The sequence below is a fragment of the Tenacibaculum ovolyticum DSM 18103 genome, assembly GCF_000430545.1.
Taxonomy (GTDB): Bacteria; Bacteroidota; Bacteroidia; order Flavobacteriales; family Flavobacteriaceae; genus Polaribacter; species Polaribacter ovolyticus.
Map to the genome: position 1 here is coordinate 229,891 of NZ_KE387165.1, position 24,678 is coordinate 254,568.

General features: G+C 30.8%; 19 protein-coding genes and 2 tRNA genes. 11 read left to right on the top strand and 10 right to left on the bottom strand.

The window, feature by feature from the left end:
- Window positions 1–5 precede the first annotated feature (5 nt).
- The 8 genes from H518_RS0117405 (at window position 6) to H518_RS0117440 (ending at window position 11,105) form a co-directional block, all read left to right on the top strand.
- The gene (locus H518_RS0117405) at window positions 6–701 is read left to right on the top strand and encodes a queuosine precursor transporter (RefSeq protein WP_028890261.1); all 696 of its coding nucleotides are present in this window, start codon (window positions 6–8) and stop codon (window positions 699–701) included.
- A gap of 8 nt (window positions 702–709) precedes the next feature.
- Window positions 710–1,960 (top strand): mechanosensitive ion channel family protein, encoded by a 1,251-nt coding sequence (locus H518_RS0117410; RefSeq protein ID WP_028890262.1) that lies wholly within the window; start codon window positions 710–712, stop codon window positions 1,958–1,960.
- A gap of 3 nt (window positions 1,961–1,963) precedes the next feature.
- On the top strand, window positions 1,964–3,046 hold the full coding sequence (locus tag H518_RS0117415) for an ABC transporter permease (protein ID WP_028890263.1): 1,083 nt from the start codon (window positions 1,964–1,966) through the stop codon (window positions 3,044–3,046).
- Window positions 3,047–3,228: 182 nt separating this feature from the next.
- A complete protein-coding gene (locus H518_RS0117420) occupies window positions 3,229–5,619 on the top strand; it encodes a TonB-dependent receptor (protein WP_028890264.1) in 2,391 nt (796 codons plus the stop codon).
- A gap of 81 nt (window positions 5,620–5,700) precedes the next feature.
- A complete protein-coding gene (locus tag H518_RS0117425) occupies window positions 5,701–6,765 on the top strand; it encodes a PepSY-associated TM helix domain-containing protein (RefSeq protein ID WP_043707214.1) in 1,065 nt (354 codons plus the stop codon).
- 88 nt (window positions 6,766–6,853) lie between these two features.
- The gene (locus H518_RS0117430) at window positions 6,854–7,297 is read left to right on the top strand and encodes an acyl-CoA thioesterase (protein ID WP_028890266.1); all 444 of its coding nucleotides are present in this window, start codon (window positions 6,854–6,856) and stop codon (window positions 7,295–7,297) included.
- On the top strand, window positions 7,297–8,097 hold the full coding sequence (locus tag H518_RS0117435; RefSeq protein ID WP_028890267.1) for a DNA/RNA non-specific endonuclease: 801 nt from the start codon (window positions 7,297–7,299) through the stop codon (window positions 8,095–8,097). The genes H518_RS0117430 and H518_RS0117435 overlap by 1 nt, the downstream gene beginning before the upstream one ends.
- A 791-nt stretch (window positions 8,098–8,888) precedes the next feature.
- A complete protein-coding gene (locus H518_RS0117440; protein WP_043707216.1) occupies window positions 8,889–11,105 on the top strand; it encodes a DUF5916 domain-containing protein in 2,217 nt (738 codons plus the stop codon).
- Between the two features lie 210 nt (window positions 11,106–11,315).
- Here H518_RS0117440 and H518_RS0117445 read toward each other — a convergent pair.
- From H518_RS0117445 to H518_RS0117480, 8 genes are all read right to left on the bottom strand, one after another.
- Window positions 11,316–11,388 (bottom strand) — tRNA-Met (locus H518_RS0117445).
- A gap of 140 nt (window positions 11,389–11,528) precedes the next feature.
- Window positions 11,529–13,436 (bottom strand): acetate--CoA ligase, encoded by a 1,908-nt coding sequence (gene acs / locus H518_RS0117450; protein ID WP_028890269.1) that lies wholly within the window; start codon window positions 13,434–13,436, stop codon window positions 11,529–11,531.
- A 466-nt stretch (window positions 13,437–13,902) separates the two neighbouring features.
- Complete coding sequence (locus H518_RS0117455; protein ID WP_028890270.1) at window positions 13,903–14,268, bottom strand: response regulator transcription factor; 366 nt, start codon at window positions 14,266–14,268, stop codon at window positions 13,903–13,905.
- 15 nt (window positions 14,269–14,283) lie between these two features.
- Window positions 14,284–16,974 (bottom strand): sensor histidine kinase, encoded by a 2,691-nt coding sequence (locus tag H518_RS0117460; protein WP_028890271.1) that lies wholly within the window; start codon window positions 16,972–16,974, stop codon window positions 14,284–14,286.
- A gap of 348 nt (window positions 16,975–17,322) precedes the next feature.
- Window positions 17,323–19,029, bottom strand: coding sequence for a sodium:solute symporter family protein (locus tag H518_RS0117465; RefSeq protein ID WP_028890272.1), 1,707 nt, complete (start codon window positions 19,027–19,029; stop codon window positions 17,323–17,325).
- A gap of 27 nt (window positions 19,030–19,056) precedes the next feature.
- Window positions 19,057–19,317: a DUF4212 domain-containing protein gene (locus H518_RS0117470; protein WP_028890273.1), complete on the bottom strand. Its 261-nt coding sequence runs from the start codon at window positions 19,315–19,317 to the stop codon at window positions 19,057–19,059.
- 11 nt (window positions 19,318–19,328) lie between these two features.
- Window positions 19,329–20,576 (bottom strand): hypothetical protein, encoded by a 1,248-nt coding sequence (locus tag H518_RS0117475; RefSeq protein WP_028890274.1) that lies wholly within the window; start codon window positions 20,574–20,576, stop codon window positions 19,329–19,331.
- Between the two features lie 109 nt (window positions 20,577–20,685).
- Window positions 20,686–21,105 carry an IS1/IS1595 family N-terminal zinc-binding domain-containing protein gene (locus H518_RS0117480; RefSeq protein WP_028890275.1) on the bottom strand — a complete coding sequence of 140 codons (420 nt, stop codon included), beginning with the start codon at window positions 21,103–21,105 and terminating at the stop codon, window positions 20,686–20,688.
- A gap of 288 nt (window positions 21,106–21,393) precedes the next feature.
- Here H518_RS0117480 and H518_RS0117485 point away from each other — a divergent pair, with 288 nt between their 5' ends.
- Window positions 21,394–21,573 carry a hypothetical protein gene (locus tag H518_RS0117485; protein ID WP_028890276.1) on the top strand — a complete coding sequence of 60 codons (180 nt, stop codon included), beginning with the start codon at window positions 21,394–21,396 and terminating at the stop codon, window positions 21,571–21,573.
- Window positions 21,574–21,611: 38 nt separating this feature from the next.
- On the opposite strand, the gene H518_RS0117490 is transcribed toward H518_RS0117485, so the two are convergent.
- A tRNA-Met gene (locus tag H518_RS0117490) sits at window positions 21,612–21,684 on the bottom strand.
- A 138-nt stretch (window positions 21,685–21,822) separates the two neighbouring features.
- On the opposite strand from H518_RS0117490, the gene era reads away from it, so the two are divergent.
- Complete coding sequence (gene era / locus H518_RS0117495; RefSeq protein WP_028890277.1) at window positions 21,823–22,704, top strand: GTPase Era; 882 nt, start codon at window positions 21,823–21,825, stop codon at window positions 22,702–22,704.
- On the opposite strand, the gene H518_RS0117500 is transcribed toward era, so the two are convergent.
- On the bottom strand, window positions 22,701–23,207 hold the full coding sequence (locus H518_RS0117500; protein ID WP_028890278.1) for a hypothetical protein: 507 nt from the start codon (window positions 23,205–23,207) through the stop codon (window positions 22,701–22,703). The genes era and H518_RS0117500 overlap by 4 nt on opposite strands.
- A 104-nt stretch (window positions 23,208–23,311) precedes the next feature.
- On the opposite strand from H518_RS0117500, the gene der reads away from it, so the two are divergent.
- Entirely contained in the window at window positions 23,312–24,616 is a 1,305-nt protein-coding gene (gene der / locus H518_RS0117505; protein WP_028890279.1) for a ribosome biogenesis GTPase Der, read from the top strand.
- Window positions 24,617–24,678 lie beyond the last annotated feature (62 nt).

Genomic DNA, 24,678 nt, shown 5'->3' on the forward strand with positions numbered 1-24,678 from the left:
GTTTCATGACAGCACAACAAAATTCACAGGCACAACTTATTTATTTAATTTTAGCTGCTTTATTTATTGCCTCGTTGGTAACTTCTAATTTAATATTTCAAAAGTTCTTTTACTGGGAACCTTTCAACTTATATCGTTTTGAAATTTCAGTTGGAATTTTACCATATCCTATTACTTTTTTAATCACTGATATTTTATCTGAGGTTTATGGAAAAAAGAAAGCAAACCAAGTAGTTATTGCGGGGATATTCGCATCTTTTTTTTCGATGTTAATTATTCTTATTGCTGATTATGTTCCTGCTCTAAACAGCTCACCTATAGACAATACTACTTTTTCTAAAGTATTTGGATTATCTCCTTTGGCCGTTTTAGCATCTATGTTAGCATATTTATTTGCACAATTTATTGATATTCGTATTTTCCATTTTTGGAAACACTTAACTAAAGGGAAACACTTATGGCTACGTAATAATTTTTCTACTTTTTTCTCTCAATTTATAGATACTTTTACTGTCTTATTTTTATTGTGTTCTTTTAAAATACTCCCTTGGAATATTTTTACAGGCTTATTAATTAGTGGTTTTTTATTCAAAATAATAGTAGCTGCTTTTGATACTCCTATTCTATATCTTATTGTATTTTTGTTTAGAAAAAAATTCAACTTAAAAATTGGTGAAGAAATACCAACTTTTAATTCTTAAATAAAATTATGTCAAGTAAGTTTTTCTATCATATATTCAAAAATCAATTTTCTACTTCAGAGCAAGTCGCAATTTATTTTAATTTAATTGTAAACTTATTTATCCTTGCAGTTTTAGGATACGTATTTTTTAAAATATTCCGTTATTTCGGAAGTCAGTTTGTAAAAAAAGTAGCTGCAAAAACCAAAACAAATTTTGATGACTTATTAATTAAAAACCGTGTGTTTTTAAATATTTCGCGAATTGTTATTTTTGTTATTCTTTATGGACTTTTATCTTCTCTTTTAACAGATTTCCCTGAACTTTTAAAACATGCTGAACGTGTAATTAATGTTGCAATTGTATATTCTATAATTTGGTTTATTAGAAGTATTTTATTAACAGTAAAAGATTCTTTAAGGAATCTAACTGCTTTTAAAGATAAACCTCTCGAAAGCTACGTTCAAACATTTATGATGGTATTATGGATCATCAGTTTTATAATATCTTTTTCTATTATTACAGGAAAACCTCTTATTCGATTTTTAACAGCTTTAGGTGCTTTTTCTGCCGTATTACTACTTATTTTTAAAGACACAATTTTGGGTTTTGTAGCTAGTATACAAATCTCTGTAAACGATACAGTACGTTTAAATGATTGGATTACAATGGACAAATACAATGCTGACGGAAATGTAACTGCAATTAATTTAGCTTCAGTAATCGTAAAAAACTTTGACAATACAGTAACTAGTATACCTACATATTCATTAATTTCTGATTCTTTTAAAAATTGGAGAGCTATGGATAATTCTGGCGGTCGTAGAATAAAACGATCTATCTTAATTAAAATAAATAGTATTGATTTTTTAACTGATAAAGATGTTAAACATTATAAGAAAATAGCATTACTAACCAACTATATTACGGATGCATATAACGATGTTACAAAATATAATACAGCGCATAATATTGACAAATCTTTACTAATAAATGGTAGAAACCTAACCAATTTTGGTATGTTTAGAAAATATTTAGATGAATATTTAAAACAACATCCAAAAATAAATCAAGAGTTACTTTTTATGTCTCGTCAACTACAACCAACTGCAAACGGAATTCCATTAGAAGTGTATGCTTTTTGCAAAAACAAATCTTGGGCTGTATACGAGAGAGACATGGCTGATATTTTTGACCATATTTTAGCTAGTATAAAATACTTTAACTTAGAGGTTTTCGAAAATCCATCGGGAACTGATATTTTAACTATTAAAAAGTAAGCTTTGGTAACTAAAAAACCTACTTCATTATGGCAATTAGCTATTCAGAAATTTAAGCGAAGTAAAACAGGAATGCTTAGTTTTTTGTTTATCGTTTTTTGTGGATTAATTGCTGTTTTTTGTTATACAATTGCCCCAGACAATAGCAATTCTGCCAATCAAATGCATTTAGAAATTCACTCTAAATCACCAGGCTTTTCTGTAATGATGCTAAGTATTCCTTCTCAATCTAAGAAAGAACAATCTTGGTTTTCTATCTTTATGAACGGAAAGCAAAATTCACCTACAGAAATCCCTATAAAATCTTACAAACTAATTAACAATCAATTAGAAATTTTAAAGTATTCAGATGGTTTAGCTAAAAACTATCCTTTAGCATTATTTAATGATCAACCAAAAAAACACATTCAACAAAAAACATTCTGGTTTGGAACCGATAAATATGGTCGTGATTTATTAAGTAGATTATTAATTGGTGCTAGAATTTCATTTTTTATCGGATTCATAGCAGTTTTCATCTCACTTTTAATAGGAATTCCTATTGGGGCTTTGGCAGGGTACTTTGGTGGTAAAATAGATACTTTTATTATGTGGGTTATTAACATTACTTGGTCTATACCTACCTTATTATTAGTAATCGCAATAACTTTAGCATTAGGAAAAGGTTTTTGGCAAGTATTTATAGCTGTTGGATTAACAATGTGGGTAGAAGTTGCTCGTGTAGTAAGAGGACAAGTAATTACTACAAAGCAACAACAATATGTTGAAGCTGCAAAAGCCTTAGGTTTTTCTGACTTTAGAATTATCTTTAAACATATACTCCCAAATATTTTAGCACCAATAATTGTAATATCTGCAGCAAATTTTGCCGCAGCAATTTTAATTGAAAGTGGTTTAAGTTTTTTGGGTATTGGCGCTCAACCTCCCACTCCGTCATGGGGAGCTATGATTAAAAATCATTATAATTACATCATCTTAGGAAAGCCTTTTTTAGCATTAATTCCTGGGCTAGCAATTATGAGTTTAGTAATGGCATTTATGCTTATAGGAAATACACTTCGAGATTCCTTAGATGTAAAATCTTAAAAAACAAACACCTACACTTATCAAAAGCACTAATAGTTTTTAGATATTTTTTTTAAGTTTCTTCATCTATTTTTTTCACTTTCGAGTAACCTTAGCAGAGGTTATAAAAACTTTTAAAAATAAGTTATTTTTATTAACTCTAAATAAAAATAATACATATTTTTGCGCCCAAAATAATCTAAATGAAACTATATAAAATTATATTTTTGGCACTTTTTACAGTATTCAGTGCTTATTCTCAAAATATCTTAACAGGAACAATTAAAGATACACATGGAGATGGAATTGTAGGTAGTTCTATCTTTATAAAAAAAGATAATAAAGGAACAACAACAGATCTTGATGGAAAATACGAACTTAAAAATTTAAAAAAAGACACCTATTTAATTACTTTTCAATCTTTAGGCTATAAAACACAAGTTAAAGAAGTAAATATCACTACTAATATTACTACTTTAAACATAGTTTTAGAAGAAGATAAAAGCATTTTAGATGAAATTGTTGTTTCTGCAGGAAGAACTTCAGAAAAAATTTCAGAAATACCTGCTTCTATAACAATTGTAGGAACAAGAGAATTAGAAAAATTAGGAACAACAACTACGAATATTAATGATATTTTAGAGTTTTCTGTTCCTGGATTGGCTTCTAGTACAGGAACCTATTCTAATTGGGGACAAACACTTCGTGGTAGACAGTTATTGGTAATGGTAGACGGTATACCACAATCTACTCCTTTACGAAATGCTAAAGTGGGTTTAAAATCTTTAAATCCAAATGATATTTCTAGAGTTGAAGTTATAAAAGGAGCTACTGCTATTTATGGTAATGGTGGAGATGGTGGTATCGTAAACTATATTACTAAAAAACCAAATAAATATAAAAAAATAAGTGGTAGAACTAACTTATGGCAAACAGCAAATTTAAAAAGAGTTAAAGATGCTTTAGGCTGGGGAGTATACCAATCTTTTTCAGGTGTTGTTAATGATTTTTCATACTATGCTTCTGGAAGTTTTGAACAAACTGGTAATAAATACGATGCAAATGGAGAAGTATTGCTACCAACATATGGCTTAGACAATACAAAAATATTTAGTGGTTTATTAAAATTAGGATATCAACTTAATGACAATCAAAAGTTAAGCTTAATGGCAAATCGTTATCAAACTCGCCAAAGCTCTCCTTTTGTTCCTACATTAGGATCAATATCTGTAACAAATGAAGCAGGAGATTACGAAATTATACCAGGAACTGGTGTATTACCAACTGTAACAAACCCTTTATTAGGAAGTGCTACAGGAGTAACAACCACAAATGCACAATTAAAGCACGAATTATCTGATATTTTTAACGGTACAACAAGTTTAGATACTGATTTATTTTATCAGAAAAGTAAAAACATATTTTTCTATTCTGATAAATTTGTTGGTGGTGGGCAATCTGTAGTAAATTCTGAAAAAATGGGACTTAGACCTAATTTCCATACTGTTTTAAACACTAATTCTCCAGTGAACATGTCTTTTACCTATGGTATTGACATTTTAAAAGATAAAACTAATCAAGGGTTATTAGATGGACGCTTATGGGTTCCTAATTTAGATTTATTTAGCTACGCACCATACTTACAAGCTAAATTTAAATATAATGAAGATTGGGTTTTTAAAGCTGGCGTACGTTACGATGCTATGAACCTTAATATTGAGAACTTTACTACATTGCCTTACTCATCTAAGTCTGATAATAATTTCACAGCACCTGTTAATGTTATTGGTGGCGATTTAGATTTTAAAAACACATCAATAAACTTAGGAATTAGATATATCAAAAATGATGAATTTATACCTTATGCAAGCTATTCTCAAGGATTTTCATTACCAGATTTAGGTAGAACATTAAGAACAGCAAAAGCTGATAATGTAAATCATTTAGATATTAACGCGATTAAAACAAACAATTACGAATTTGGATTTTTATCAAAATTTAAACATGTACGTTTCGAAGCTGTTGGTTTTTACAGTACTTCAAACTTCGGCTTAGGGCTTGTTTTTAACGATGATATTAATAGATTTGAACAATCTAAAAATCCACAAAAAATATATGGAGCTGAAGTATCTACTGATTTCACTTTTTTAGATGATAAATTACAGTTTGGTGGTTCGTATTCTTTTGTTGAAGGATTAAAACATACTCCTGGAAACCCAAATGACTTAAGTTACATTGGTGGAGACGTTGTTTCTCCTCCTAAAACGACAGCTTATATTAATATTCAGCCAATAAAAAACTTAACATCATCACTGCGTTTAATCTATACGGGTAATCGCAATCGATTTAACCCTAAAGAGAAAGCTGGAGTATATTCTTATAGCTATAGAGAAGTACCAGTAAAAGGATACACAATGCTTAATTTTTCAAGTACATATGCTGTAAAACCTAATGTAAAATTATCAGTTGCAGTAAACAACTTATTAAATGAATTCTTTTTACCTGCAAGAGCTCAATGGGCAGCCCCATTAAGAAGTCAAACTACCGCAGGTGAAGGAATAAATGCTAAATTAGGAGTGGTTTATGAATTTTAAAACCTATTCAAATAAATAATAACTTTATCACAAAAAAAGCGAATGACAATCATTCGCTTTTTTTAACGAGTAACGTAGCAAATGAAACCTTATAAAATAATTAAAACACTTCATTTATGGCTTGGTTTAACAGTTGGAGCCATTGTTTCTTTCTCAGGGATTACAGGCTCTTTATATGTTTGGCAACCTGAAATTTCTGCTTACTTAACAAATAAAGAATTAGCCATACATAACTCTAGTAAAACCTCTTATGCAAAAAGTGTTCATACTGCTATAAAGTTAAAAGAAGTACATAGCGATTCTATTAAAAAACTTCAGCTCCCTTATCGAAAAAGCAATTACATTCTGTTAACCTTTTTAAATGGAACCACATATTATTACCATCCTAAAAATGGCGCTTATTTAGGATCTAATTTAAAAACAGCTTCTTTTTTTAAAACTCTTTTACAACTTCATCGAAACCTATGTATAAAACCTTACGGTAGCTATATAATGGGGTTTTCTTCTCTTTTATTTTGTTTTTCTATACTAATTTCAGGTTTTTTATTATGGCGTAGAAGCTACAAAAGAAGATGGAAAAAAGGCTTTACAATAACCTGGTCTTCTTCTAAGAAAAAATTTAATTACAACTTACATAAAGTAGCTGGAATCTACTTTATAATTCCACTAATGATCATATCTTTTTCAGGAGCATATTTCACTTTTTATAAAGAGTATAGAACAATATTTTCAGTATTACCAGACTTTAAAATAGAAGATACTTCTTCATTAACAAAAATTAAGATAGGCACCTACTTTTCTATTGAAAAACAAACCGAAAAATCACTTCAAAAGTATAAACTCTGGTCAATTCATTTTCCTTCTAAAAAAGATGAAGGCTATAGGTTTAGATTCATAAATACTCTTGAAATTGAAAGTGGACTTAGAAAAACCGCAGATATTTTTACCGATAAGGATTTAATTACAACAAAGATAAACTCTTTTAATACCGATCCATTATCTTTAAGAACCACAGCACAAATGTATCCAATTCACATTGGCGAATCATTTGGCTTTCTTCATCGTTTTTTAGTTTTTATTAGCGGGCTAATTCCATTAGCTCTCTATATAACGGGAATACGGTTTTACCTATTCAAAAAACGCTAACAAATAACACAAATCATTTTTTTAAAACGCACTTAACTAGAATTAAAACATTATAAATTATAATGTATTTTAGCAAAAAAAATAACAAATGAGTTTTAGTATACAGTTTAAAACACGATGGTCAGATTTTGATGCTAATATACATATGCGTCATACCGCTTATAACGACTATGCAGCTGAAGTAAGATTACGTTTTTTTAAAGAACATAACATTACTATTCAAGACTTTACAAAAGAAAATACAGGCCCAATTCTATTTGAAGAAAACACCAAATTTTTACGTGAAATTCATATGGGAACAGATATTTCTATTAATTTAAAGGTGCTTGGGCTATCTAGTAAAGGTGAACGTTGGAAAATTCAACACGAAGTATTTAATGAAGCAGGAAAATTATCGGCAGTAATAACTGTTTACGGAGCTTGGTTAGATTTAGTTAAAAGAAAACTATCTGTACCTCCTACTAAATTTCAAACAATATTCAATCAAGTTGAAAAAACAGAAAACTTTAAAGAAATTTTACTTAAAAGTTAATGAGTACTTCAAAAAAAATAAAATTAGTTGTTGCCATCATTGTTTTAGTTGTTAGTTATTGGTTAAATAAAAAGGAAACGCCTAGTAATTCAACTTCTGAAACACCTGTTGAAAACATAAAAGGGTTTAATTATTTACCTAGTACTACAACAGGTGTCGTTATAAAACATAACGGATACCAATTATCTTACAACGAGCAACACGAACAAGCTGAGTGGGTTGCTTACTCACTAAGTAAAAGTGATATTATTTACAACAACTTTAAACGACCATATTTTATTAACGATCCCAAAGTAAAAACAAAGTCTGCTAATTGGAGAAGTTATAAAAAGTCTGGTTATGATAGAGGTCATTTATGCCCTGCTGGAGATAAGAGATATTCTAAAGAAGCACATGACGAAACTTTTTACACCTCCAACATTACACCTCAAAAGCATGATTTTAATGCTGGTATTTGGAATAAATTAGAACAGAAAACTCGTTATTGGGCTAAGAAATATAATCAACTATATATAGTTACTGGTGGAATTTTAAATCCTAATTTAAAAACAATAGGAAAAGACAAAGTAAGTGTACCTAATGAGTTTTATAAGATAATATTAGATTACACTAAACCAGAAATAAAAGCTATCGCTTTTTTGTTTCCTCATAAAGAAAGTAAAAAACCTTTATATGATTTTGTTGTTTCTATTGATGAGTTAGAACAAAAAACAGGAATTGATTTCTTCCCTAACTTACCAAATGCTATTGAAACTAAGTTAGAAGCTTCTAGTAGTTACAAAAACTGGAGTTTTAGATAATATTTTACTACTAATACTTTCTTTATAGTGACAAATAACACAATACAACTACAATAAGTAAGTACAAATTTGTATTCAAATTTACTGTATTATAAAACACAGGTCACTTTAATAAATATTTAACATTCTGCCTAAATTTTATTTTGCAACTTAGTTGCAATGAAATTAGCTTACTTAAAACAGCATATTACCTATACTTTTATCGCTATTTTTCTTTCTTTAAAAGTAGCTGGTTTACATGTGCTTACTCATGACCACAATGATACTATTGAGCATTGTGAAGTTTGTGACATAATCTCAAACAATAGTTTTACGCCCATAATTAACGATATTACCCAAAGCTTTATAAGCAATAATTACATATGCTACCTTCAAGAAAAAGTAATAAATTATTATAATTTTACTTACATCACCTCCACAAATATTACAAACCTATTTTCAAGACCTCCCCCTTTTTTTAAGTAATTACCTTACTCTATTCTTTTTACTCACCTACAGTTAAATACTGTTAGCTTAATACATATGATTCTATTCATGTTTTTAAACTTATACAGGTTATAAGCATAGTTAACAGCTAAATATTTCACGAATATTTTTTGTTTTAGCATATAGATTAAGTGAGAGTTTTAAAAAAATTACTCCTCCTCAATTAAAAAATACGGAGATATGTAAACGTTTATTCTAAGCAAATCTTCAATAAATATGAGGGACAGACTATGTTTTTTTTAGAGATCTAAAAAAAAATGCAAGAGAATAATCAATTTCAAAACAACTAAGCAACAATTAATTCAATGAAAATAAATCATTTACGCATCGTAATCTTTAGCCTCCTAACATACATTTCACATGTTAAAGCACAAGAAAGCGGTAATTTCCCACCTCCTGAAAATCCCCAAGAAATACAAGCAACAAAAGTAACTGGAACAATAACTATTGATGGTAATTTAACAGAAAGGGATTGGGAAAACGCCTCAATTGTATCCAATTTTTTTAAAATTGAACCCACTCAAGAAGCAAATCATCGCTACAAAACTGAAGTGAAGATTCTTTTCGATGATAAAAACCTCTATGTAGGAGCTTTTTGCAAGGATTCATTAGGTACAAAAGGAATTAGAATTCAAGATTTAAGACGTGATTTTTCATATGGTGAGAATGACATTTTTGCGATTCAAATAGACGCACAAAACACCAAGCAATATGCTGTTTCTTTTCAAACAACACCCTATGGTAATAAAAGAGATTTACAAAACTTTAATGATAGTTATACTGATAATGACTGGAATGCGCTATGGACAGTGAGAACACAACGTACGGAACAAGGTTATTATGCTGAGTTTGCTATTCCGTTTAAATCTTTACGATACGATAAACCTAAAAACGATGTTCCTGTAAATTGGGGAATTACTTTTTTCAGATTGGCACGTAGAGATTATGAACAAACAGTGTTTCCTAAAATACCTCAAGCTTTTTCTCCATACCGTATGACTTATGCAGCAAAACTAACCGGATTAGAAGTGCCGCCTCCTTCTGCGAACGTTCGTATAGATCCTTATGCTTTATATTTATTAGACGAAACCAAGAATGGTAATATTGTAACCAATTCACAAAATGACTTTAAAATTGGCGGTGATGTTAAATGGGTAGTTTCACCAAATACTGTGGTAGATTTAACTATTAATACCGATTTTGCTCAGGCAGATGTAGACAGAGCAGTAAACAATTTAGATAGATTTAACATATTTTTTCCTGAAAGACGACAATTTTTCCTCGAAAATTCAGGTATTTGGGCAGGGGCTTCAGAAAAAAATATAGTTCCATTTTTTAGTAGACAAATAGGATTACAAGGTGGTTTTAATGCTTCACCAGCACCCATAGATATTGGCGCTAGATTTACCAATAGAAATAAAAAAAAGACGCTTGCTGGATTATACGTACACCAAGGAAATACAGATGCTTCGGCAGCAGCAAACTTTGGAGTTTTTCGATATTTACAAAATTACAACAAGGAAAATAATATTGGATTAATGCTTACACATCGTTTAAATGAAAAAAGTAATGCATTATCCTTAGATGAAAACAATAATACTACCATTACCATAGATGGTTTAATACGCCCAAGAAATGAATGGACAGTTTCTTACCTAGCATCTGCATCTAAAGACGAAGCCATCGACAAATGGGGATATGCAGGTACATTTTCAGCAAAATACACTACTAATAAAATATATGCAAGTTGGAAATCTAACTTTGTAAGTAAAAACTATGAGCCTGCTATGGGGTTTGTTTATCAAAAGAATGTAATACAACACAATCCTGGTGGATATCTTATTTTACGTCCCAAAGCATTACCATGGATTCGTCGTTGGGATCCTGGTGTTTTCGCGAAATATTATCACGATTTTAACAATCCTTCAAAATTTCAGCAAGCTAGTTTGTATTTCTTTCCAGTATATATCTTTTTTAAGGATAATAGTTTTGTAGAATATGCTATATCTCCTACATGGCAGAATATTAATTTTAATTTTGCTCCTTTAGGGCTCTCTATTGCTCAAGATCGTTATTTCTATACACGACAATTTGTTCGGTATAATTCTGATCGCTCTAAAAAGTTTTCTTTATCTGGAAAATTTGAATGGGGCGATTTCTACAATGGTAAACGAGAAACGTTAACATCAGGAGTACGTTATGCTCCAATACCGCATTTTTCTGTATCAATTGATTATGAATATAATCATCTGAAAAATATTGGTTTGCAAGAACAAAATTTAGAAACCAATCTATATTCTGGAGGTTTTCGCTTAGCATTAAACCCTAGAGTACAGCTATCAACATTTTACCAACACAATTCTTTTAATGAACAAGGTAGATGGAATGCTCGTTTTAGTTGGGAATACAAACCAAACTCTTTTATTTACCTAGTATACAACAACACTCAAAATAATAGTTTTGACCCTATACAAACTAACACGCAATTTATAGGGAAATTAACCTTCTTAAAACAATTTTAAAAGTTAATACTCAATTATAAAAAAATCAAAATCAGAGTTGTAGTGTTTTCAATAATACGAAAGCACTATAACAATGACTTTATCTTTTGTTTTTTAAAATGATTTTCAGCAATAAGAATTCTGAAGAAGTGAAGGCTTAAAAGCAAAGTACATATTTGTTTTTATAACAAAAAAAAGCCTTTCAGTTTCCTGAAAGGCTTTTGCTAATAGTAGCGGGAACTGGACTCGAACCAGTGACCTTCGGGTTATGAGCCCGACGAGCTACCTACTGCTCTATCCCGCGATTTCGAGTGCAAATATACCACTATTTATCTGTTCTACACAAATAAATCATAATTATTTTTTTTAACACGCTAAGAGTAAAATTATAAAATGAAACATCGAAAATTTAGTTTTCGATGTTTCATTTTATTAAGTACTATTTTACAAGACATTATCCATTATATCCTGAACACATTCTGGATTTAAAAGTGTACTTGTATCTCCAAGGTTACTCGTATCTTTACTTGCTATTTTACGTAAAATACGTCTCATAATTTTTCCGCTACGTGTTTTTGGCAATCCTTTTGTAAATTGAACCTTGTCTAATTTTGCAATTGGTCCAATTTGTTCGGTTATAATCTGGTTAATTTCTTTGCGCAAATTATTATGATCTCTTCCTTCTCCTGTTTCTTTTAAAGTAACATAACCATATAACGCATTTCCTTTTATATCATGTGGAAACCCAACAATTGCACTTTCTGAAACTGCTGGATGCTCATTAATCGCATCTTCTATAGGTGCGGTTCCTAAATTATGCCCTGAAACAATAATAACATCATCAACTCGCCCAGTTATTCTATAATATCCTACTTCATCTCTAAGCGCTCCATCACCCGTAAAGTACATATTCTCGTAAGCAGAAAAGTAAGTATCTTTATAACGTTGATGGTTTCCCCAAATAGTTCTAGCCATACTAGGCCAAGGGAATTTTATACATAAACGACCGTCAACTTGGTTTCCTTTTATTTCTTCCCCTTTTTCATCCATTAATGTTGGCTGAATACCTATAAATGGTAATGTTGCATAAGTTGGTTTTGTTGGCGTACAAAAAGGAATTGGTGTTATCATTATACCCCCTGTTTCTGTTTGCCACCAGGTATCAACAATAGGTGATTTTTTCTTACCTATATTATCATCATACCAATGCCATGCTTCTTCATTAATAGGTTCACCAACGGTTCCTAACACCTTTAAACTTGACAAATCGTACTTTTCTACATTCTCTACTCCTTCTTTAGCTAATGCTCTAATAGCTGTTGGTGCAGTATAAAATTGAGATACTTTATGCTTTTGTACAATTTCCCAAAAGCGCCCATAATCTGGATAACTTGGCACTCCTTCAAACATAACAGTTGTTGCTCCATTTGCTAATGGACCATACACAATATAGCTATGCCCTGTTATCCAACCAATATCAGCAGTACACCAATAAACATCGTTTTCTCTATATTGAAAAACATTTTTAAAAGTATATGCACTATAAATCATATACCCCGCTGTAGTATGAACCATACCTTTAGGTGTTCCTGTAGAACCAGAAGTATACAATATAAATAAGGGGTCTTCAGCATTCATAACTTCAACCTCTATTTCACCTGAAGCTTCTTCTAATAAAGGCTGTAACCATTCATCACGTCCTTCTTTCATATTAATGTCAGTATTAATACGTTTTACCACTAAAACAGTTTCCACACATTTACAATCTTCTAAAGCTTCATCTACAATTCCTTTTAAATCAATAGTTTTAGCTCCACGATATGATCCGTCGGATGTAATAACCATTTTACAATCTGAATCATTTATTCTTGTTGCTAGTGCATTAGACGAAAAACCTGCAAACACAACAGAATGTATTGCCCCTATTCGAGCACAAGCCAACAAAGAAATGGCTAATTCTGGAATCATTGGCAGATAAATACAAACTCTATCTCCTTTTTTAATTCCTTTAGCCTTTAGAACATTTGCAAATTTATTAACACGATGATATAATTGCCTATAAGAAATGTGTTCAGCCGCTTCTTTTGGATCATTTGGCTCAAACAAAATGGCTGTTTTATCACCTCTCGTTGCTAAATGCCTATCTATACAATTCTCAGTAATGTTTAATTTCCCTCCTTCAAACCATTTTACTTCAGGTTTCTTAAAATCCCAACTTAAAACATTATCCCATTTTTTTCGCCAAACAAAATGTTCTTCTGCTATTTCTTCCCAAAATGCTTCAGGACTTCGAACTGATTTTCTATATATTTGATAATACTCTTCAAAATGTTTTATGTGATAATTACTCATTATTCGTTAATTTTTTAATTATAAATTCTGGTATTTTAGTATTGATATATTTATCTTATACTACCTATTACTGTAATATTCTTTTTACCTACAACAACATCTTTTTTATTTTTAATAAAGACTATATTTTAGACAAGTAATATTCTCCTTATAAAAGGTTGAATAACTTATTATTTAGAATTATTAGAGTTAAATAAGCCGAACCAATTAGGGTTAAGAACCTTTAGTTTTATAAGAGACCAAGGCATAACAACAAGACATAAACCGATTACAAGAGATTGTAATACAGTTACGCCTGTTTCACTTTCGAACTTTATTCTATAAAATAAAGTGAGTACAATATAGATAGTAATAAGAATATCTGATGTACGTGGTTTTATTTGGTAATTCACGTCTTAAAATTTTAATTAAACATTGTTTGTTTGCACACAAAACCAATATTTAAGAAAGACTTACAAGACTACTTTTAAGTCACAAGTTCCATAATTTCTGAAACTATTTTCTTTACTGAAAAAGGTTTTATTAAATATTTATCTGCTCCAAGACTTAACCCTTTTTCAATATCTGAAGCTTTATTTTTTGCTGTTAAGAAAACTACCTTCATAGCCTCTAAACTTTTTGTTTCCTTAATATATTTTAATGTTTGATATCCGTCAACATTTGGCATCATAATATCTAACAATACTATTTTTGGAATATTATTTTTTAATATCTCTAATGCTTCACTACCATCTCGTGCAATAAACACTTCAAACCCCTTCTTTTTAAAGGCATATTCTAGAGTCATTACGATATTAGGCTCATCATCAACTATTAAAATTTTGTTCTTCATAAATCAGCTTACAATTTAACTAATTGGCAGTGTAAAAACAAATTTTGCTCCTGATTTTATTTCCTTTGATGCCCATATTTTTCCATTGTGTTTTTCAACAATTTGTTTTGTAATGGCTAATCCTAATCCGCTACCTTCTGGTTTTATTGTATTTTGATGTTGAGATTGATAAAATTTATCAAAAATATAATCAATATCTTCTTCTGGAACCCCTTTTCCATTATCACTTACAGCTATTTCTAGTAGTTCACCCCTTAACTTAGTGTCAATTTCAATATACCCTGATTCTGAATCACAAAATTTAATAGCATTAGAGATTAGATTGTATAAAACCTGAAGAATTCTATCTTCATCATAATATATCTTATAATTATTTACATTTTTTACCGTTATTCTGATTTGTTTTTTTGCAGCAATAGGCTGTATTCTCTCCACTGCTTTTTTAATAGTTTCTTGAATATCTAGAAAATTTATGTCTAAACTCAACCTTCTTGTTTCTAGCTTTTCAAAGTCAAGAATATTATTAATTAACCTTCCTAATCTATCTGAATCTTGAAGTATGTTTGTAAGAAATTGTTTTTTTATTTCTTTAGGCATATCATCATCTTCATCCATTAAAAGTTCAGTTGCTGCTCTAATTCCGGTAATAGGCGTTTTCAGTTCATGAGCAACAGTATCTAAAAACTCATCCTTTTGCTTATCTTTAACTACAAGCTCTTTATTAGCATCTTTTAATTTTGAAGATAATTCTGATAACTCATCTGATTTTTCAAGAAGTATCTTATTACTTACAATATTATCTTTTGATTCTTCTAGTATTCTAAGCACCTCAACTAGACTTATTTGTTCTTCTTTTACAACACTTGCTATTAATATTTTTGCTGAAGCACTACCGATACTTCCTGTTAGTAATTTTTCAGAAAAATTAATTAATCTAGAATCAGCCAACTGTATATCTTGCGGCAACTTATATTTAGTAAAAAAGAGTTTTAAAGCTCTCGTTGCTTTTTTCTCTCCTAAAAACCGAACAAGTACACTTTTGATATCTGCCACATAAGCTTCTCCTTTCCAAACCAATGCATTGTCTTGTAATACCGAAAAGTTCTTACTATCTACAAACATTTCAGCATAATTACGCTCTCTATAATTACCTTTTGACACAATAGAAAACATCAAATATGCTAATAAGTTAAATAAAATACTCCAGAAAAAGGCGTGTGCAGGTGGACTTAAAAAATCGATACCAAACAGTGCATAAGGCTTGAGTGCGGCAATATTATTTAATCCATAGACTATAAAATCATCTGTTCCTGTATAAACAGCTAATGTAAATGGGAGTATTAATGTATACACGGTAATGCAAAAACCTATAATTATACCAATTATTGCTCCTTTTGACGAACCACGGTTCCAGAAAAGCCCAATGAAGAAAGAAGGTGCTAGCTGAGCTATAATCACGAAAGAAATTAAACCTATAGAATACAAGGATAATTCTCTTGAAAAAGAAACATAAAAGAAATACGCTATTATGATAATTGTAAAAATAGAAATACGTCTAATATTCTTAATATACTTCTCATTTCGTTCTGTTTGATTTTTTATGAATTTATCTAAAAAACCATAAGGAATAATAAGGTTATTACTCACCATTGTTGACAATGCTAATGTCGAAACTACAACCATAGAGATTACTGCAGAAAATCCACCAAGAAAAACCAATGTTGCAAGAAAAGAATTACCATTTTCCAAAGGAAGTAATAAGGTATAATATTCTGCATTTGCATCCTCTCCAAAAGTTATTTTCCCTGCCCAAGCAATAAAAATAACAAACACATTAAATAATAATAGATACAATGGAAATAACCAAATAGCTTTTTTTAAATATTTTTCTCGATTATTTTCTAACACAGAAACCTGAAACTGCCTTGGTAATAAAAATATTGACATAAAAGATAATGAAATCATAAAAAACCAATTAAAACCATCTTCTAATCCCGAGAGAGTTGTTAGATCTTTAAAATTAGCTACGTTCACTATTTTATTATAAATAGCTGTTGTGCCATCGAATAAATAAAAAGTTACATAAAACCCAATGACCAAAAAGAATATTAATTTTAATACAGACTCAAAAGCTACCGCGGTAATTATTCCTGTATGTTTTTCAGAAGCATCTGCTTTTTGTGTTCCAAAAAAAGTAGCGAATATCGCTAAAATTAATGCTACATAAAATGTAGAATCATCTAATATGCTTATTGAAACATCACTCGTTCTCCCAGCCATAATTTCAAACGTTTCCGATACAGCCTTAAGCTGTAGAGAGATGTATGGTAATGTTCCCAGAAGACAAACAACAGTAACTAAAGCTCCTAAAAATCTATTATTTCCATAACGTAATGAAATAAAATCGGCTATCGATGAAATTTTATTCTGTTTAGAAATTCGTATTACTTTACGTAAAACTAAAATCCATAAAGGTGCAGCAATTACAGGGCCTAAATAAATAGGCAAAAAATCAATTCCAGAATTAGCAGCAATACCTATGCTTCCATAATATGTCCAGGCAGAGCAATAAACTGCTAGTGATAATGTATAAACATACGGATTATTTACCCATTTACTTTTCTTCTTTTTTTCTGCAAGAAAAGCAATATAAAATAACACTGCCAAATACACTACAATAATAATTATAAGTGTAAAATTATTCATAGTGTCGTTTTAATACTATTGCTGATATAATAATAGATAGTAACCAAATAGAGAATATAAAAAAATAAAATGTAGGAATACCGAATACCGCTCCTTCAAAATTAAAAATTAAGACAAAGGGGACATTAAATAGTAAAAACAACACAATCGAAAGAACGATTAGTTTTTGTTCGTGACGTTTCTTCATTAAAATTATACTAATTGTTCATACGTTTATTCGGATGGTAAAAAGTAGTAAAAAAAATCAGCATTACAAAAATTGTAATGCCGATTACTTTTAACTAACTAGATTAAAAATAGTCCTCTTATTCTTTTAGCTTAATATTTCAGAATAATAGTTCCTTTCTTTTAATGAGCTGAAGCTTCTCCTGCTCCCGAAGGTATTCTAATATTCTCTACTATTTCTTGAACATTTTCTGGTGGCGCAGGTGTCATTCTTGAGATAACTACAGATATCACAAAGTTTACAAACATTGCTACAGTACCAAATCCTTCAGGAGAAATTCCAAACCACCAACTAGATTTTAAACCAGCTACAGCAGATTTACCTCCATCAAAAATTCCGAATTTGAATTTCAACATATAAAGCAACATTAAACTTAATCCTATAACCATACCAGCAATAGCTCCTTCTTTATTCATACGTTTATCAAATATACCCAGTACAATGGCAGGAAAAAAGGAGGCTGCCGCAAGACCAAAGGCCAAGGCGACGACGGCGGCGACAAATCCTGGTGGATTTATACCAAAATACCCAGCAATTACAACTGCTACAGCTGCTGCTAAACGCGCAGCAACAAGCTCGCCTTTTTCACTAATTTTTGGCATTAGAATTTTCTTAAATAAATCATGAGAAATTGAAGATGCAATCACTAATAACAATCCTGCTGCTGTAGATAATGCAGCTGCTAAACCACCAGCACCTACCAGTGCAATTACCCAATTAGGTAGTTTTGCTATTTCTGGATTTGCGAGTACCATAATATCTCGATCTATTGTTAATTCATTTGTTGCTTTATCAGCAACATACTGAACTACACCATCACTATTTTTATCTTCAAAACCTAACAACCCTGTTTTTTCCCAATTACCAAACCATTGCGGCAATTCTTCATATTTTTCGTTACTTACCGTTTCTACAAGATTAACTCTTGCAAATACCGCTACTGCTGGAATTGTTGTATACATAATAGCTATAAATAACAAAGCCCAACCTGCTGATTTTCTTGCGTCTTTAACCTTTGGCACTGTGAAAAAACGAACAATAACATGAGGTAATCCTGCTGTACCCGCCATTAGAGCCAATGTTATAGCAAAAACATCCATCATCGATTTACTCCCTGTGGTATATTGGCTAAATCCTAATTCAGCATGTAAACTATCTAATTTATCTAATAAATAAACGCCATCTTTTCCTGCCCCTCCAAATCCTAATTGAGGGATAATATTTCCTGTCATTTCATACGAAATATAAATAGCAGGTACCATAAAAGCAAAAATAAGTACACAGTATTGCGCTACTTGTGTATAGGTAATTCCTTTCATTCCTCCCAATACAGCATAAAAAAGTACGATTGTCATACCAATATAAACACCTGTATCAATATCTACTTCTAAATAACGAGAAAACACAATTCCTACTCCTCTCATTTGACCAGCTACATAAGTAAATGATACAATTAAAGCAGCAATTACAGCAACAATACGCGCTACATTAGAATAATATCTATCTCCAATAAAATCGGGCACTGTAAATTTCCCGAATTTCCTTAAATAAGGTGCGAGTAACAATGCTAAAAGCACATATCCTCCTGTCCATCCCATTAAATACACAGAGCCATCATAGCCTCCAAAGGATACAATACCTGCTAGTGATATAAATGATGCTGCAGACATCCAATCGGCAGCAGTTGCCATACCGTTAACAATGGGGTGTACGCCACCACCTGCTACATAAAATTCTTTTGATGATCCTGCTCTGGCCCAAATTGCAATTCCAATATAAAGTGCAAAAGTGATTCCTACGAGTATCCAGGTCCAAGTTAATAGTCCCATAATATATTTGTTTAGTTTTTTGTTAGTTTATTCGTCAACTCCATATTTTTTATCCAACTTATTCATCAATCTTATATAGACGAATATGAGCACAACAAATACATAAATAGACCCTTGTTGCGCAAACCAGAACCCTAATTTAAACCCTCCTATTTTAATAGCGTTTAACTGATCAACTAGTAATATTCCAAACCCAAAAGAAACCACAAACCAAATTGCTAATAAAATGGCTAAATACTTTAAGTTTTCCTTCCAGTACGCTGTTGCGTTATTTTGTTTTTCAGACATAGTTTTATATTTTATAAATAAATCATCGCTTGAAGCGATATGATATTAGAATCTGCTACTCCAAATTTTTGTTTTTTATATTCTAATGTTAATTTTGAATTATGACCACTCATATAAGTATTCACACCAATACCTAACGTACTTCTATTATCGCTTACAGCATCATAACTGTGTGTTCCGTAACTTAAATAAGGCTGATATCTAGTTTTACTTTTATCTCCTTTAAAAACATACCCTACGTGACCATATACCATATTTCCTGTTCCATAAGCACTAAATAAATAATCTTTTCCGTAATCACTTGATTGAAACATCGCATACGCTGTTAAAGCACTACCTTTTTCACCAATTGGTGTATCGTAAAATGCGTCTACCGCAAAAATTGAAACATCTTCTCCTACAATGTTAGGAGCTACAATTGTTCCGTTGTCAATAACGGATCCTTTTGGATGCAGAAAGAAACCTGCTCCAACATTAAAAACTTTTTTCCCTCCTAAGTAGGTTCCTACTTTATATGGCAAAAAATTTGATTCTTGATCAAAAAATTGATAATCGAAATACCCTGCATAAGACCTACCAGCGTCTTTAGACCCTAAAGTAGCACGACCATTATAAACAGCATTTCCACCCGCTTCTGTAGTTCTACTATCTAAAGATGAAACTGAGGCATCATTTATTGCAACACGGTATTGAAGGCGATTAAATTTTCCTTTTACAAAAACACCTAAGTGTCGTGCAAACTGGTCTGATAATCCTATAGTTGCCCATGCTTGACGATGATTATCTAAAGTCATCATATTTAAAGTACTTTGATTATTCAAACGAGAAATACCATTAAAATAATGCAAACCAGCTCCTACAGCATGATTATCACCTAGATTATATTGCCCCCAAACATCATGAAAGAATAATTGTGATCCATTTCCTTTACCTGTTGGACTTAGCGAAGAACTTGTTAAGCTGTTTAGGCCGAAATGAGTTAAAATTAAAAAGTCTTTATTAATCTGTGCAAACATTAAAATACGAGCACGTCGTAAATTAAAACTTAACGAACTATTTTCATTTCCGTTTGCATCAAAAGTATCATCTGTATTATAGTTCGCTTGTACTTGTGCCCAGGAAATGACTCGAAGATATTTTGAGCCATCTTCATTGAATTTTATTTTAAGACCCCCTGTATAGTCTGGAGATCCTTGGGCATTAATAAACTGAAAGGATAAAAGAAATAATCCCATCATTAAAAGAGCTTTATTTTTCATTAGTTTTTAAGAGTTTGGTTAATCAATATTAGTTTTGTGTGCACCACTAAACTCTTAAAAACAATCAGTTAATAAAAAATCAATATATTTATTTGTTAAATAACTATACTTAATCTTTAAAACGCTCCCATTTAATAAGCATAAATTTATCTCCTAACTCAGTAACAATTACACCTGCACCCTTAATATTCTTGGCATTTTTAAAATAATCTCCAAGCTCATTTGCATTTAAAATCTTATACGTTGGATGGTAATTAACATTGTTGGGGCGTTTGATATTATATTTCTTTACCCAGTTCATAACACTTACATGAGAAATCCCTAGGATACGTTCAATTTCACGATAAGTTAAACCTTCTAAATACAATTGAAGTGATTTGTTTACATAATAGTCGTCAATCTTCTTACCTATCTTATTTACAGTAAAGAAATAATTGCATTTTTTACACTTATAACGCTGTCTATCATTAACAATTCCACTTTTTATTTTATGGTCAGAATTACAATTTGGACAAACGTCTATTTTCATATATACTAAATTAGCATAAATATATTAATTTAGCAATGTTTTTTTTATTGAAAAACGAATAAAACAACATAATCACCATAAAACATACGTTAAAAAACTAAATTCCATAAATAATCAACCATTTTATTAAACATTTTAACATTATTAAAAAAACAAGTAGATACTACATAGATACCTTAGACAATTCAAATTTAAATAACACCCCACTACTGACATAAGGCTGTCACTTACCTCATTTACTTTTGCTTTAAATAATCTTACAAACAAAACACTATACAATGTATATATTTGATTTTAGGTATTGAAATAAACGAAAAAGAATATTCGGGAAATTTCATAACAGTTGTTCGCAGAAAACAATCTTTCAAAGTAATTACTACTCGAAAATTTCACACAGGAAAACATCAGTTATCTATTATTATAAATGGAGTAGAATTTGAGAAAATAGATTTTGAGTTGATTGCATAAAAAAGCTTCACATTTCTGTGAAGCTTTACTAGTATTAGTAGCGGGAACTGGACTCGAACCAGTGACCTTCGGGTTATGAGCCCGACGAGCTACCTACTGCTCTATCCCGCGATTTCGAGTGCAAATATACGCTCTTTTATTTCATCTAACCAAACAAAATGCACTTTTAAAACAACATATTTCTTAACCACCACATTAACAACACCATAAAAAAAACTATTTTTAATTTAAACAACTTATCTTTGCACTATGACACATAAAGCAGGATTTGTAAACATCATCGGAAACCCAAATGTTGGGAAATCAACCCTAATGAATGCATTAGTTGGTGAGAAATTATCTATCATTACTTCTAAAGCGCAAACTACGAGGCATCGTATTTTAGGAATTGTAAATGATGATGACCATCAAATTATATTTTCTGACACCCCAGGAATTATTAAACCTGCTTATGAACTACAACAATCAATGATGGATTTTGTAAAATCGGCTTTTGATGATGCTGATATTTTAATTTACATGGTTGAAGTTGGGGAAAAAGAATTAAAAAACGAAGCGTTTTTTAATAAAATAATTCACAGTGAAATCCCTGTGATCTTATTATTAAATAAAATTGACAAATCTTCACAAGAAGAAGTTGAAGAAAAAATTGAATACTGGAAAAATAAAGTACCTAATGCTTTTGTTTATGTAATCTCTGCCCTAGAAAAATTTAATGTCGATTCAGTTTTTACAAAAATTAAAGAATTACTACCAGAAGCACCTGCTTTTTACCCTAAAGATCAGTTAACTGATAAACCAGAACGATTTTTTGTAAACGAAAAAATTCGTGAAAAAATTCTAACACACTATAAAAAGGAAATCCCTTATTCTATAGAAGTAGAAACTGAAGAATTCATTGAAGAAGAGGGTATTATAAAAATTCGCGCAATAATTATGGTAGAGCGCGACACCCAAAAAGGTATAATTATAGGTCATAAAGGGGCTGCTCTTAAACGAGTAGGAACAGAATCTCGTAAAGATTTAGAGTTCTTTTTTGACAAAAAAGTATTTTTAGAACTGTACGTAAAAGTGAATAAAAACTGGCGTTCAAATGACCGACAGTTAAAACGTTTTGGTTACAAAGATTAATTTATTTTTTTTAATAACAACTTAGTAAAGTTCTTTAAGCTCTTCATTTGCTTTTCACCTGTAGATCTACCTATAGCTCCTGCAAAATAAAGTATTACCCATATTATTGGTAACACTACTAGCATTACTAGAGGAAATATTGATCCTTTTTTTAAAGACCAATTGGTGTATGCAATAACGCCAAATATTAAAAAAGCAGTTGCTACAACAAAATGTAAGAACATAAAAAAGGTCCATACCTGTGGTTTTGGACCAAATAATCCTTTTATTTTTGAAGTTTCTTCAGTTATGCTTTCTACTTCTAGCGATAACTGAGGCGACCAAAAATGAGTTTCTTTTGCTGGAATATCGATAATTACGTGGTTATCTACAATCTTCATTTTATATTTAGCTTCATCAGATAAGTGATTTTTAATTTCACTCATTAAAACCTCCGAATTCATTTCAAAATCAATTTGAAACCTTGGTTTTAAAAAAATCTGATTATACAGTTGATCCTCCATATTTTAAAGTTATTAGCCCACAATGTACTAAAATATAGTATACTATTTAAAAATCGACTCAAAATCATAACGTAAGTTGTATCTTTGCACAAATTTTTTGCAAAATGAGTAGTATTGTAGCCATTGTTGGAAGGCCTAATGTAGGTAAGTCAACTTTATTTAATCGTTTAGTACAACGTCGTGAAGCTATTGTAGATTCTGTTAGTGGAGTTACAAGAGATAGACACTACGGAAAATCTGAATGGAACGGAAAGGAATTTTCGGTAATTGATACTGGTGGATATGTTGTCGGGTCTGATGATATTTTTGAAGGAGAAATACGCAAACAAGTTCAGTTAGCTATTGAAGAAGCTGATATTATTGTTTTTGTAGTTGATGTTGAACAAGGAATTACTCCTATGGATGCTGAGGTTGCAAAAATTTTACGTCAAGTTAAAAAGCCTCTTATTATGGCTGTTAACAAAGTAGATAATGCAATGCGTGATGCAGATGCTGTTGAATTCTACAACCTTGGTTTAGGTGATTACCATACCATTTCGTCAATAAACGGTAGTGGAACTGGTGAATTACTAGATGCTGTTGCTAAAGAAATTCCTGAAGAAGAAGAAGTTGAAGAAAATGAACTTCCTCGTTTTGCTATTGTAGGACGTCCTAACGCAGGTAAATCTTCTTTTATTAATGCTTTAATTGGAGAAGATAGAAATATTGTTACCAATATTGCAGGTACAACTAGAGATTCTATTGATACAAAATACAATCGTTATGGTTTTGAATTTAACTTAGTAGATACTGCTGGAATTCGTAAAAAATCGAAAGTAAAAGAAGACTTAGAATTCTATTCTGTAATGCGTGCAGTTCGTGCTATTGAGCATTGTGATGTTGCCGTTTTAGTAGTTGATGCAACTCGTGATTTCGAAGGGCAAGATGAAAAAATATTCTGGTTAGCAGAAAAAAACAAAAAAGGTGTTGTTATACTTGTTAACAAATGGGATTTGGTAGAAAAAGAAACCAATACCATGCGGGATTTTGAAGCTCAAATAAGACGAAAAATCTCTCCTTTTAGTGATGTTCCTATTATATTTACATCTGTATTAACAAAACAACGTATTTTTAAAGCAATTGAAACTGCTGTTGAAGTTTTTGAAAACAGAAAACGTCGTATTCAAACAAGTAAATTGAACGAAACGATGTTAGAGATTTTAGCTCAAAACCCTCCTCCAGCAATTAAAGGAAAGTATGTGAAAATTAAATACTGTATGCAGTTACCAACGTATACTCCTCAGTTTGCCTTTTTCGCAAACTTACCACAGTATATTAGAGATCCGTACAAGCGTTATTTAGAAAACCAACTTCGTCAACACTATAATTTTAACGGAGTACCTATTATTATCTATTTCAGACAAAAATAAAAATAGGTTTAACATAAATTAACAACTTTCAAAATAGTTTTTTCATTTTCTTTGTGGATTAT

What these genes read in the sequence shown, in the direction of transcription:
- H518_RS0117405 (WP_028890261.1), top strand. Translation starts at nt 6, where the DNA reads ATGACAGCACAACAAAATTCACAGGCACAACTTATTTATTTAATTTTA.
- H518_RS0117410 (WP_028890262.1), top strand. Translation starts at nt 710, where the DNA reads ATGTCAAGTAAGTTTTTCTATCATATATTCAAAAATCAATTTTCTACT.
- H518_RS0117420 (WP_028890264.1), top strand. Translation starts at nt 3,229, where the DNA reads ATGAAACTATATAAAATTATATTTTTGGCACTTTTTACAGTATTCAGT.
- H518_RS0117425 (WP_043707214.1), top strand. Translation starts at nt 5,701, where the DNA reads ATGAAACCTTATAAAATAATTAAAACACTTCATTTATGGCTTGGTTTA.
- H518_RS0117430 (WP_028890266.1), top strand. Translation starts at nt 6,854, where the DNA reads ATGAGTTTTAGTATACAGTTTAAAACACGATGGTCAGATTTTGATGCT.
- H518_RS0117435 (WP_028890267.1), top strand. Translation starts at nt 7,297, where the DNA reads ATGAGTACTTCAAAAAAAATAAAATTAGTTGTTGCCATCATTGTTTTA.
- H518_RS0117440 (WP_043707216.1), top strand. Translation starts at nt 8,889, where the DNA reads ATGAAAATAAATCATTTACGCATCGTAATCTTTAGCCTCCTAACATAC.
- acs (WP_028890269.1), bottom strand. Translation starts at nt 13,436, where the DNA reads ATGAGTAATTATCACATAAAACATTTTGAAGAGTATTATCAAATATAT.
- H518_RS0117455 (WP_028890270.1), bottom strand. Translation starts at nt 14,268, where the DNA reads ATGAAGAACAAAATTTTAATAGTTGATGATGAGCCTAATATCGTAATG.
- H518_RS0117460 (WP_028890271.1), bottom strand. Translation starts at nt 16,974, where the DNA reads ATGAATAATTTTACACTTATAATTATTATTGTAGTGTATTTGGCAGTG.
- H518_RS0117465 (WP_028890272.1), bottom strand. Translation starts at nt 19,029, where the DNA reads ATGGGACTATTAACTTGGACCTGGATACTCGTAGGAATCACTTTTGCA.
- H518_RS0117470 (WP_028890273.1), bottom strand. Translation starts at nt 19,317, where the DNA reads ATGTCTGAAAAACAAAATAACGCAACAGCGTACTGGAAGGAAAACTTA.
- H518_RS0117475 (WP_028890274.1), bottom strand. Translation starts at nt 20,576, where the DNA reads ATGAAAAATAAAGCTCTTTTAATGATGGGATTATTTCTTTTATCCTTT.
- H518_RS0117480 (WP_028890275.1), bottom strand. Translation starts at nt 21,105, where the DNA reads ATGAAAATAGACGTTTGTCCAAATTGTAATTCTGACCATAAAATAAAA.
- era (WP_028890277.1), top strand. Translation starts at nt 21,823, where the DNA reads ATGACACATAAAGCAGGATTTGTAAACATCATCGGAAACCCAAATGTT.
- H518_RS0117500 (WP_028890278.1), bottom strand. Translation starts at nt 23,207, where the DNA reads ATGGAGGATCAACTGTATAATCAGATTTTTTTAAAACCAAGGTTTCAA.
- der (WP_028890279.1), top strand. Translation starts at nt 23,312, where the DNA reads ATGAGTAGTATTGTAGCCATTGTTGGAAGGCCTAATGTAGGTAAGTCA.